This window comes from Synechococcus sp. H60.3, assembly GCF_047462295.1.
Taxonomy (GTDB): domain Bacteria; phylum Cyanobacteriota; class Cyanobacteriia; order Thermostichales; family Thermostichaceae; genus Thermostichus.
The window spans coordinates 1-10,916 of the sequence record NZ_JANSIY010000089.1 but is presented as its reverse complement, the minus strand read 5'-3'; the positions used below and the strand labels follow the sequence as shown (position 1 = coordinate 10,916).

General features: G+C 61.0%; 12 protein-coding genes. 10 read left to right on the top strand and 2 right to left on the bottom strand.

Features of this window, described 5'->3' with window-relative positions:
- Nucleotides 1-211 precede the first annotated feature (211 nt).
- From rlmD to folK, 5 genes are all read left to right on the top strand, one after another.
- Nucleotides 212-1,606 (top strand): 23S rRNA (uracil(1939)-C(5))-methyltransferase RlmD, encoded by a 1,395-nt coding sequence (gene rlmD / locus NW841_RS09695; protein WP_414386201.1) that lies wholly within the window; start codon nt 212-214, stop codon nt 1,604-1,606.
- Between the two features lie 110 nt (nt 1,607-1,716).
- Nucleotides 1,717-2,808 (top strand): redox-regulated ATPase YchF, encoded by a 1,092-nt coding sequence (gene ychF / locus NW841_RS09690; RefSeq protein ID WP_414386200.1) that lies wholly within the window; start codon nt 1,717-1,719, stop codon nt 2,806-2,808.
- Between the two features lie 567 nt (nt 2,809-3,375).
- Nucleotides 3,376-4,230 carry a dihydropteroate synthase gene (gene folP / locus NW841_RS09685; RefSeq protein ID WP_414386199.1) on the top strand — a complete coding sequence of 285 codons (855 nt, stop codon included), beginning with the start codon at nt 3,376-3,378 and terminating at the stop codon, nt 4,228-4,230.
- On the top strand, nt 4,217-4,588 hold the full coding sequence (gene folB / locus NW841_RS09680; RefSeq protein ID WP_414386198.1) for a dihydroneopterin aldolase: 372 nt from the start codon (nt 4,217-4,219) through the stop codon (nt 4,586-4,588). Before folP ends, folB begins: the two co-directional genes overlap by 14 nt.
- Complete coding sequence (gene folK / locus NW841_RS09675) at nt 4,585-5,091, top strand: 2-amino-4-hydroxy-6-hydroxymethyldihydropteridine diphosphokinase (RefSeq protein WP_414366273.1); 507 nt, start codon at nt 4,585-4,587, stop codon at nt 5,089-5,091. The genes folB and folK overlap by 4 nt, the downstream gene beginning before the upstream one ends.
- A gap of 3 nt (nt 5,092-5,094) precedes the next feature.
- Here folK and gap read toward each other — a convergent pair whose 3' ends face one another.
- On the bottom strand, nt 5,095-6,108 hold the full coding sequence (gene gap / locus NW841_RS09670; RefSeq protein WP_414366271.1) for a type I glyceraldehyde-3-phosphate dehydrogenase: 1,014 nt from the start codon (nt 6,106-6,108) through the stop codon (nt 5,095-5,097).
- A gap of 195 nt (nt 6,109-6,303) precedes the next feature.
- On the opposite strand from gap, the gene surE reads away from it, so the two are divergent.
- Nucleotides 6,304-7,035, top strand: coding sequence for a 5'/3'-nucleotidase SurE (surE, locus tag NW841_RS09665; protein WP_414386197.1), 732 nt, complete (start codon nt 6,304-6,306; stop codon nt 7,033-7,035).
- Here surE and NW841_RS09660 read toward each other — a convergent pair.
- Entirely contained in the window at nt 7,018-7,638 is a 621-nt protein-coding gene (locus tag NW841_RS09660) for a DUF3318 domain-containing protein (protein WP_414378689.1), read from the bottom strand. The two genes, surE and NW841_RS09660, sit on opposite strands and share 18 nt — an antisense overlap.
- Nucleotides 7,639-7,838: 200 nt before the next feature.
- Between NW841_RS09660 and NW841_RS09655 the strand changes: the two genes are divergently transcribed.
- The 4 genes from NW841_RS09655 (at nt 7,839) to NW841_RS09640 (ending at nt 10,608) form a co-directional block, all read left to right on the top strand.
- Entirely contained in the window at nt 7,839-8,603 is a 765-nt protein-coding gene (locus tag NW841_RS09655) for a GvpL/GvpF family gas vesicle protein (protein WP_414378688.1), read from the top strand.
- A gap of 174 nt (nt 8,604-8,777) precedes the next feature.
- A complete protein-coding gene (locus NW841_RS09650) occupies nt 8,778-9,305 on the top strand; it encodes a hypothetical protein (RefSeq protein ID WP_414372788.1) in 528 nt (175 codons plus the stop codon).
- 50 nt (nt 9,306-9,355) lie between these two features.
- Nucleotides 9,356-9,820 carry a GUN4 domain-containing protein gene (locus NW841_RS09645; RefSeq protein ID WP_414378687.1) on the top strand — a complete coding sequence of 155 codons (465 nt, stop codon included), beginning with the start codon at nt 9,356-9,358 and terminating at the stop codon, nt 9,818-9,820.
- A 47-nt stretch (nt 9,821-9,867) separates the two neighbouring features.
- The gene (locus NW841_RS09640; RefSeq protein WP_414378686.1) at nt 9,868-10,608 is read left to right on the top strand and encodes a DUF1995 family protein; all 741 of its coding nucleotides are present in this window, start codon (nt 9,868-9,870) and stop codon (nt 10,606-10,608) included.
- Nucleotides 10,609-10,916: the final 308 nt, after the last annotated feature.

The following is a 10,916-nucleotide window of genomic DNA, read 5'->3' as shown; positions in this document are numbered from 1 at the left end:
GAAGATGAAGTGCAAAAAGAACGACTAGCTGATAGTCAAATGGTCAGAACTTGGGTCATGCTCCATCATTAGGAGCTATCCCCCCTACAGTATACGGTAGGGTATCTTGCGAAGGAGGCGCCACTTTGGCCACTTAAAGTTCCAGAGTAGCTTTCCTTCCCGCACTAAAGTGCGGGGCCTCCAGCTAACCTTCTGCGACCCACCTTCTTTCATGGAGCAACCAATCTCTTCCCTGGCACCTGATCCCATCAAGCCAGGGGATCTCCTATCCCTGGAGATCACCGACCTAACCCCCGAGGGCAATGGCATTGCCCATACGCTTGGCCACGGGCGGGGTCGGGTGGTGTTTGTGGCCCAAGGTGTGCCGGGGGATCGGGTGGTGGCCCAGGTCATTGAGATTAAGCGCAACTACCTGGTCGGGCGAATTCGTTCCCTCCTTGCTCCCTCGCGGCAGCGGGTGCGACCCGCTTGCATTGTGGCGGACAAGTGTGGTGGCTGCCAGTGGCAGTACGTCAGCTACGAGCAGCAGCTAGCCACCAAACAGCAAATTCTCCGGGATGCCCTGGAGCGGATTGGCGGCCTCTCCCTGCCCGAGCCCGTCCCGATTTTGGGATCCCCGCAGCCGCTGCGCTACCGCAACAAGGTCACCTACCCCATCGCCAAAGCAGAGGGCCAGCCGTTGCGCATGGGCTACTACCGACCGGGCAGCCACCGCCTGGTGAACCTCAACCAATGCCCCGTGCAGGACGAGCGGCTGGATGTGTTCCTAAGGGAAATAAAGCAGGATCTGCAGGAAACCGGCTGGAGCGTGTATGACGAAAGCCGCCACCAGGGCCACCTGCGCCATCTGGGCTTGCGCATTGGCCGCCGCACCCGTGAGGTGCTCCTCACCTTGGTCAGTTGCAGCCGCGACCTGCCCCATCTGGAAAGGTGGGCCCAGCGCTGGATGCAGCGCTACCCCGACCTAGTGGGGGTCTGTCTTAACCTCAACCCGGCCCGCACCAACGTCATCTTTGGCCCGCAAACGGAGGTCATTGCCGGGCGGGGATCCCTGCGGGAAGAATTGGCCGGTCTTTCCTTTTGGATTGACAGCACCTCCTTCTTTCAAGTCAACACGGAGCAGGCGGAGGCCTTTTTTACCTGGATAGTGGATCAGCTCCAGCTGCGCGGCGAGGAGATCGTCCTAGACGCCTACTGTGGCATCGGCACCCTAACCCTGCTCTTGGCCCGGCGGGCCAAACGGGCGATAGGGGTGGAAGTCCTGCCGGCGGCGGTGGCCCAGGCCCGCTACAATGCCCAGTTCAACGGCATCGCCTCGGCCCAATTTTTCCAGGGCACAGTAGAAGCGGTTTTGCCGATTCTGCCTCCTGCCGATATCGTGGTGTTGGATCCGCCGCGGCGCGGCTGCGACCTGCAGGTGCTCGAGATCCTGAAGCAGCGACAACCTCAGCGCATCGTCTACATTAGCTGTCACCCTGCCACCTTGGCGCGCGACCTGCAAATCCTGATGGCCGAGGGATCCTACCGCCTAACCCAATGGCGAGCTGCCGATTTCTTTCCCCAAACGGGCCATGTCGAGGGAGTGGTCTTTTTGGAGCGGGTCTGAGGGCAACTCCAGGGGAGGGGGTGAGGGAGCACCAGCCGGCGGCAACCAATGCTAACGTCAGAATAGTTAAAGTTTCGCAACGGATCCCCTTGCCGTTACCCTAGCCTCTCATGCTCAGAGCTGGCATTGTTGGTCTGCCCAATGTGGGCAAATCGACTCTCTTTAACGCCCTCTGCGAAAACGCCAAAGCCGAGGCGGCCAACTTTCCTTTCTGCACCATTGAGCCCAACATAGGACGGGTGGCGGTGCCGGATGAGCGCCTAGAGGTGCTGGCCAAGATCAGTGGCTCGGCGGCAATTGTCCCTGCCCAAATCGAGTTTGTTGACATTGCCGGGCTCGTAGCCGGTGCCAGCAAAGGCGAGGGGCTGGGCAACCAATTTCTCTCCCACATCCGCCAGGTGGACGCCATCGTGCATGTGGTGCGCTGCTTTCAGGACGAGAACATTGTCCACGTGGCTGGCTCCGTGGATCCCCTGCGAGACATAGGCGTGATTAACCTGGAGCTGGCCCTGGCGGATCTGGCGCAGATCGAGCGGCGCTTGGAACGGGTGCGCAAGCAGGCCAAGTCCGACAAAACGGCTCAAGTGGAGCTGCAGGCCCTGGAAAAACTGCAGGCTGCTCTGGACGAGGACAAGCCAGCTCGCCTGGTGCCCCTTAGTCCGGAGGAGGAGGCTGCCATCAAGGGGCTGGGGCTGCTTACCCGCAAGAAGGTAATCTACGCCGCCAACGTGGCGGAAACAGAGCTGGCCACCGGCAACGACTGGGTGGAGCAGGTGCGGCAAGTGGCCCAGGCGGAAGGGGCGCGTGTGGTGGTGGTCTCGGCCCAGGTGGAGGCGGAATTGGTGGAGCTGCCGCCTGCAGAGCGACAGGCTTATCTAGACTCGCTGGGGGTGAAAGAAGGGGGGCTGAAATCCTTGATCCGCGCCACCTACGAGCTGCTGGGTCTGCGCACCTATTTTACTTCCGGCCCCAAAGAAACCCACGCCTGGACGATCCCTGCCGGTGCCACTGCTCCCCAGGCAGCGGGGGTGATCCACTCGGATTTTGAGCGGGGCTTTATCCGGGCAGAAACAATAGCGTATGAGGATCTAGTGGCAGCAGGATCCCTAAGTGCTGCCCGAGAGAAGGGTCTGGTGCGCAGCGAGGGCAAAGACTACGTAGTGCAGGAAGGGGACGTGATGCACTTTCGCTTCAACGTCTAGGTCTCCCTCTGCCTCCCTGCTCAGGCAAGATGGGTTTTCTCAGAAATTTAAGATTTGCTCACTGTCCCTAGGCAAAAAGACTTAGCCCCCTTGGGTAGAGGATATGGGCTCAGGGGGTCTTCTATCAGTCCGACCGTTTTCCTGAGAAAACCGTTGACGCTGTAACGAAACATCACAATAATTGGACTAGATAAACAAATGTTTGTTTTAGGGATACGTTGATGGATCTACTGCAATACGGGCCGATGGCCTGGGTCTACTTGGCAATTTTTGCTTCCATCATCTGGTGCATTTGGGGTCGTTCGGAAGACGACATCATGTTCTAGAGCGACAGGGGTTCCTCTGTGAGCTTGGGCTATTGCTTGCGCCTGAGCGGGCAGGGGGATCCTTCTCCGGCATAGCCTCTTGATGACCGCAGCCTTGCAAAGATTTCGTTGAGAAACTTTGTGGACTCCTGGCAGGCTTGTGCTGGACTTGAGATCGAGAGGAATGCCATGCCGGGTGGTGGAAAACTCTTCCCCCTGGCCCTGCAACACGCAGCCTACAACGGTTATGGGTGTTCATAGCTTGACCTCCCGCCGTCCCTTGCCGGGGGCGGAAAAGATGTCAGAGGGCTACTGCCTCTCCTGGCGAGGCGTTGGGGTGATGGGAGTGTTGAATGTAACTCCTGACAGCTTCAGCGACGGCGGCCAGTGGGGATCCGTAGAGGCAGCCGTGCAGGCAGCCAAGGCCATGGCAGCAGCGGGAGCCTTGATTGTGGATATCGGCGGCGAGTCCACCCGGCCGGGGGCGGAGCCGGTGTCGGTGGAGGTGGAGTGCGACCGGGTTTTGCCCGTGATCCGGGCTCTAGAGGGATCCGGCATTCTCATCAGCGTTGATACGCGCCGAACGGAGGTGGCGGCGGCGGCTCTAGCAGCCGGAGCGCACATGATTAATGACGTCACTGGGCTGCGGGATCCGCAGATGATGCAGCTGTGTGCCGAGAAGGGGGTGCCGGCAATCATCATGCACATGCGGGGAGAACCGCGCACCATGCAGCAGCTCACCCACTACGACGACCTCGAAGGGGAAGTTTTTGGCTTTCTCAAGGACCAAGCAGAACGGGCGCTGGCAGCCGGTGTTCCCAGTGTGATTTTGGATCCCGGCCTGGGCTTTGCCAAAACCGCCGAGCAGAACATTGCCCTCCTCAAAGCGCTGCCACGGCTGGTGGCCTATGGCTACCCGGTGCTGGTGGGAGCCTCGCGCAAAAGTTTTGTTGGCCAGCTTGCCGGGATTGCTGTGCCCAGGGAGCGGGATAGCGCCAGCGTAGCCGTGCACCTCTTTGCCGCCAGCCGGGGCGCTACCCTGGTGCGGGTGCACAACGTCCCGGCCCATGTCTCGGCTCTGGCAGCTTGGGCAGGTCTCCACGATGAACCCCACTAGGCTGGTGCTGCGGGGTCTTAGCTTCCATGCCCACCACGGCTATCGTCCTGAGGAGGCTGTGTTGGGAGGGCGCTTTGTGGTGGATGTGGAGATGCAGCTTGGTTGGGTTCCCCAAGCGGATGACCTAGCCCACACAGTGGACTACGCCCAGGTGTACGAGGCGGTGCGGGAAGAGGTAACCCAGCGACGCTACCGGCTGATCGAGACGTTGGCAGAGCGGATTGCTGAGCGGCTGTGGCAGAACTATCCCCAGTTGGAAGCCCTAACGGTGCGGGTGCACAAGCCGCAAGCTCCCCTGCCGGGCCTGTTCGAGGATGTCTACGTGGAGATCGTCCGCCGTTGCCCTGCTCTTCCATGAAGCCTGACCTGGCCTACATTGCTTTGGGCAGCAACCTGGGGGATCCGCTGCAGCAGTTGCGCACGGCTGGAGAGAAGTTGCCGCGGCTGGGCCAGGTGGTGGCCCGCTCCAGCCTCTACCGCAGCCCTGCCCAAGGGGGGCCGCCGGGGCAGCCGGATTACCTCAACGCCGTGGTGGCGCTGGATCCCTTTCCCCCTTACCAATCGCCCCTAGAGTTGCTGAGGGCGCTGCTGGCCATCGAGCAGGAGGCGGGGCGGGTGCGGCGCATCCGCTGGGAGGCCAGAACGCTGGATCTGGATCTGCTGGCCATGGGCAACCGGATCCTGAAGAGCCCTGAGCTAACCCTGCCCCACCCTCGCATGATGGAGCGCCCTTTTGTCCTGGCCCCGCTGTGCGAGATCGCTCCCCATTGGCGCCACCCTGAAACCGGCGTAGCTGCAGCTGAGGCGCTGGCTGCCCTGGATAGCTCCTGGCTGGAGCGCACCGACTTAGGCTGGGATTGAGCTCTACAGCGCAGCCGCCATTTTCACCGCCAGATCCACCAGCCGCGAGGCGTAGCCGTACTCGTTGTCGTACCAGGAGAGCACCTTCACGGTGCGATCCCCCAGCGTCATTGTTGATTCCAGATCCACAATCGAAGAGTGGGGATCGCCGATGATATCGGCCGAAACAATCTGTGGCGGGGCAATGGCGAGGATGCCGCGCAGCGGCCCTTCAGCAGCCTCGACAAAGGCTTGGTTAACCGCCTCTTTGGTAATGGGCCGCTCGGTGCGCACGACAAAGTCCACAATCGAGCCGGTTAGCACGGGCACTCGCAGCGCCAGACCATCCATTTTCCCTCTTAGGGCAGGCAAAACCTCGGCAACTGCCGTAGCTGCTCCGGTTGTGGAAGGCACAATCGACACCGCTGCCGAGCGGCCCCGCCGATAGTCTTTGGGATCCGGACGATCCACAATGGCCTGGGTGGCGGTGTAGGCGTGGCAGGTGGTGAGAAAGCCCGTCTCGATGCCGAAGCGATCCAACAAGACCTTGGCCAGCGGCGCCAGACAGTTGGTGGTACAGGAGGCGTTGGAGACAATATGGTGCCGCGCGGGGTCGTACTGGTCGTCGTTGACCCCCATCACCACCGTTAGGTCGGCGCCTTTGGCAGGGGCGGAGATGATCACCTTCTTGGCGCCAGCTTCTAGGTGTTTGACTGCCCCTTCCCGCTTGGTAAACAGGCCGGTGGACTCCACCACCAGGTCAACCCCAAGGTCTTTCCAGGGCAGTTGCGCCGGATCCCGTTCTGCCAGAACCCGGATCTTGTGGCTGCCGACTTGCAGGTGTCTGTCCACAGCACTCACGGTCTGGGGCAGGCGCCCGTAGGCAGAATCAAATTGCAGGAGGTAGGCCAAGTTTTCCGGCTCAGTTAGATCATTAACCGCCACCACCTCCAGCCCTCGCTCTGGCTGGGAGAGCAGCGCCCGCAAAAACGACCGGCCAATGCGTCCAAATCCGTTGATGGCTACCCGTGTGGTCATCGCAATCCTCCGGTATCAGTTCAGGATCATGGGTCGAGGGCTGCGGCGCAGGAGACGCCAACCCCCTAGGGATAGGTTAGAAGAAGAACGGGATCCGCCTTGCCTTTGCACTTCAGATCTCCAGATTTGGATCCCATCTGCAACGGAGATTTGCGATTCAGGCTAACCCAGGAAGTTGCCGGTAGAGGAATTCAGATGAAGGTATTGCTGACCAACGATGATGGCATCGAGGCGGCAGGGCTGGCGCACCTCAGGCTGGCCCTCAGCGCTCTCGTTGCCGAGGAAAACTGCTGGATCGTGGCCCCCCACCAGCCGATTTCCGGCTGCAGTCACCAGGTAACGACGGGGCGGCCCTTTCGCGCCTGGGCCCGCGGCGAGCGCACCTTTGCTGTCGAGGGATCCCCTGCCGACTGTGTGCGGGTGGCCCTGTTTAAGCTCGCCCCTTCCGTGGATTGGGTGCTTTCTGGCATCAACGAGGGAGGGAATTTGGGATCGGATGTGTACTTGTCCGGCACGGTGGCGGCGGTGCGGGAAGCGGCGCTGCGCGGGATCCGGGGAATTGCCATTTCCCAGTATCGGGCAGGGAGCCAACCCATCGATTGGGAACAGGCACAGCGGTGGACGCGGGAGATCTTGGCCGAGCTGATGGAACAACCCCTGCCAGCCGGCTCCTTCTGGAATGTCAATTTGCCCCACCTGCCACCAGGATCCCCTTTGCCGGAGCGAGTTTACTGCCCCCTCTGCACACAGCCGCTGCCGCTCGATTACGCCGTAGAAGCAGAGGGGAAAGGCTTGGAATCGGTGTGGTTTCGCTACCAGGGTCGCTACGCAGAGCGAGCCCGCGATCCCCAGACCGATACCGATATCTGCTTCTCCGGTCGGGTGGCCATCACCCAGGTGCCCCTGGCCTTAGGAGCTCCCAGGTGAGGGAGTGAGGTTGCGGGCAATGGTTCTCAGCCGCTGCAGCCGCAGTGCCGTCAGGATGTCGGTGGGATCCAGCTTTAGAACCTGCTCCAGGGCATCTGCTAGGTGTTGGGCCGCCTCTTGGCGGGTGTAGCCGCGGAACTGGGCACGGCGCAGGGCAAACTCGTCGGCATCGAAATGGGCGCTCTCCCGATTCAGGTTTTGCCAGATCTGTCGAACCGAGAGCGCCGTGATGCCACCCGCCAACAGGGCAGAAAACGGGTGCTGCCAAGAGAGCTCCGCCACGGTGGTGATGCCACCAAGCAAGGCCAGCGACTGGTAAAACCCCGGCTGTAGCCAGTTGCGATTGTCGAACCAGCCCACCTCCCGCAAAAACAGGAGATCCCGCTGCGGCTGCGGGATCCCTTGCCAGCGAAGAAAGTCGATGGCGATGATGCCCTGGGGCTGCCAAGGGGCCTTGCGGCGGGAGAACAACAGGGCCCCACCTCCCGAGTGGGGGACAACGCTGAGCAAGGGCCGGAGGGAAGCGGGAAGCAGATCCCGCAAGCGTTCGATCTCTTCTTTTTGAAAGGTTTCCAAGGGTTTGAAGTCTGAGCGGCTGGTCATAGTTTTACCTGTAGAGGCACGGAAAGGGGGGATCCCACCTGCCCCCCAGCAGCCTTTCAGCCCCGAACACCCCAGACCTGAAGAACCCCGCCAGGTTAGTCTACCGCATCTCCAGGTCGCCGGTAGCAGCCCCCCAGGGCGAAAAGCGCCAGCAAGTGTGCTTAGACTGAGAGGAAAAGCCTACCCTCCGATCCGACCCAATGCCAGTTTTACCGGAACCCAGTGAACAGAGCGCTGGCAGCCCCCTTTACACCTATGCCTTCTTGCCGATGCCAGATGCACCGCTTTGGCATTTCATTCAACAAACTCAAGGGATCCGCGGGCCACTGCAGGTGTTTTCCCCCCCGGGAGGCCGAATTGCCGCTGCTGTGGAGCCGATGCCGGATCCTGCGTCGCTGCAGGCTTCGGATGAGGTGCTGGTGCGTTCTGCCCTGCGCCACGACCAGGTGATCTGCCGGCTGTTTGCCCAAATGCCACTGCTGCCCCTGCGCTTTGGCACCTGCTTTCTCTCAGCCGAAAAGCTAGGATCCCACCTACTGGCCCAGCAGGCGGAGTACGAACAGGCCCTTGCGGCCATCGGGGGAAGAGCCGAGTATTGCCTGAAAGGAAAACTGTCGCCCCAGCCCTCCCCGGACCCCCAACCCGCCCCCAGCGGCACAGCCTATCTGTTGGCCCGCAAACAAGCTTATCTACTGCAACGACAGGCCCAAGAGCGGCAAGAACAGGAGCTGGCAGCCCTGCAGCAGCTTTGGCCCTCCACCTGGCCAGTGCAAAGAGGGGATCCGCAGCCGGGAGAAGTCCTGCGGCTTTACTTTTTGCTCACCCCTGCCGAACGGGAAGCGGCAGCTCAGCTCACCCAAACCTGGGTGGCAGCTCACCCCCGCTGGCAACTGGACTGGAGCCCTCCCTTGCCCCCCTATCACTTTATGGGTACCCTCCGGGATCCCTCCAGATGTACTCAGTAGCACCCTAGAAAAGGTGAAGTCAAAGGATCCCTTTTCGCCTGCCTGGAAAACCTGACCCAGCAGGGACGCAATTTTTTGGCTGTAATTTTTCAGGGTATTTTACGAATTCTGGCGAGGGATTGGAACTACCACTACTATTACTATTGAAAGTGACCTCCTGTCCCCTCAGCCCTCATGACATTGGAAACATTTTTTACTCAGTTAAATGCCAACGGCTTGACCATTGCGATCCTGCTATTCGCGGCTCCTTGGCTGGTTTGGGTTCTCTGCCACTGGATCCCGGGGCAGTGGGAAGAGCCTTTTTTGCTCAGCTTGAACATCGGCTTGGCAGCGGTGAGCCTTGTCCTCTGGGCCGGTTACTTGGCCTATGCCACCAACACGGCTGGCTGGCAGGCGGTGGTGAAGCAGGCGGATATGTTTCTGCTGCTGGTGCCTCCCTACTATTTTCTGAGCTCCATCTGGGTGGCGCGGCAGCGCATGCCGCTCTCGCGGGTGCCGGCTTTCCGCACCTTGCAAGGGATCGGCCTCTTGGCGGCAGTCTATCTCATTTTTTCTTGGCTCAGCCGCCGGGTCTATCTTGTCTTTTTTTCCTACATGCCCTTCTCAGCCTTCTTGTGGATCCTGGCGGGGTTGCTAGGGGTGGCCTATCTTGGCTATCGCATCGTCTTTGGGAACCCGCCCAAGTATCCTCCTGAACCCTGAGTGGGCCGCCAACAGGGACTAGAATTCGAAAGAAACCTTTTGCAACGGCAATGGTGACAGTCCCTCTGATTTCAGCCCTGGACATTGACTATCGGCCTCTCCAGGAGTTGTTAGCGGCGGGAGCCTGGCTGGAAGCGGATCGGCTGAGCCTGCAATTGCTGTGCCGGGCAGCGGGAGAGGGGGCGGCGCGGCGGGGCTGGCTGTACTTTTCCGAAGTGAGCCGGATCCCGGCAGAGGATCTGCGCACCATCGATCGCCTGTGGCGGGCGGCCTCCGGGGATCGCTTCGGCTACTCCGTGCAGCGGCAGCTCTGGCTGGGGGTGAATCGCAACTGGGAGCGCCTCTGGCCGCTGATTGGCTGGAAACAAGGCTACCACTGGACCCGCTACCCCGACGAGTTCATTTGGGATCTGTCTGCCCCCAAAGGTCACCTGCCCCTTTCCAACCAACTGCGGGGGGTGCGGGTTCTGGAAGAACTGCTCACCCACAGGGCTTGGGAAGACTTGTCCGGCTGAGCGTCTGTTGCAATCTTGTTATCTGATGGATCTGATGGGATGAGACTGTGGCTGAACAACTGCAACTGACTCAGTTTCCCCACCTGCCCGGCGATCTGGCCCAAGCCTGCGAGCAGGCCATCCAGGCCACACGCCTGGCTATCCAGGCGGGGTATCGCCGCCTGCTCATCGAGATCCTCGCCCCCGACATCAAGCCGGAAGTCTTAGCCCGTCCGTTCTTGGAGCTGCTGCCGCCACCGGCTTTGGTGTTGTTCAGCGATGCCGGCGGAGCAGCCCTGGCTCAGCGGGAGTGGGGATCCCTTCCTGACGGGATGCAACTGCAAAGCCTGACTGCCCGCACGCAGCCTACACCAGACCAGAGCGTCCTGTTTGTAATGCCAGCAGTTTACAACTTGGATCAGGTGGAGCGGGTCTGCCAGGTGGTGAGCGGCGGCGATCCTTCTGGGCTGGCTGCCAAAGGCCGGGATCCCAAGCCCGTCGTTCTCCTCAACCCACAACTTCAGGATGCCGCCGCAGTGGGGGTGGGGCTGGCCGGGCGCCGGCTGCGGCAACGCTTCCTGAGCACCTTTGAGACCAGTTACTACCTGCGCTCGCTGCTGGAAGGAGCCCTGTTTCGCGCCTACCCGGATCCCTGGAGCCTGTGGCAGCAGGAAGAGCCCGGCCTCTACAGCGTCCTCCAGACCTTTAGGGCTCGACCCAGCGGCGAAGAAGTGGCCGAGCTGTTTAGGGCCACCAGGAGAGGGGATCCCTGGTGGAGCTGGCGGCGCTGGCTGGGCGGGATCCCCTGATCGACCCGCAGCTTCAACGTAAGGCGCGGGATTCCCCACTGTCTATACGGTGGGGAGGGATAGCGCCTCCTGACTGATTCCGGGTGTGTTGCGTCGACGTCGCCACCCCGCCTATCGTTCCGGTGCTAGACTGACTGTGGTGACGACCGAGCCACAAGGGTGACTGAGACTATACGGGTAGTCAGGCGGCAGACCTTTCGGCTGTACCCCAACAAAACCCAAGAGCGGGCTTTGTTGTCTGCCCGCCGTTTGCACTGTTACCTCTACAACGCTTGTGTTGCTCATCGACGTTATGAGTATCGGCGCAA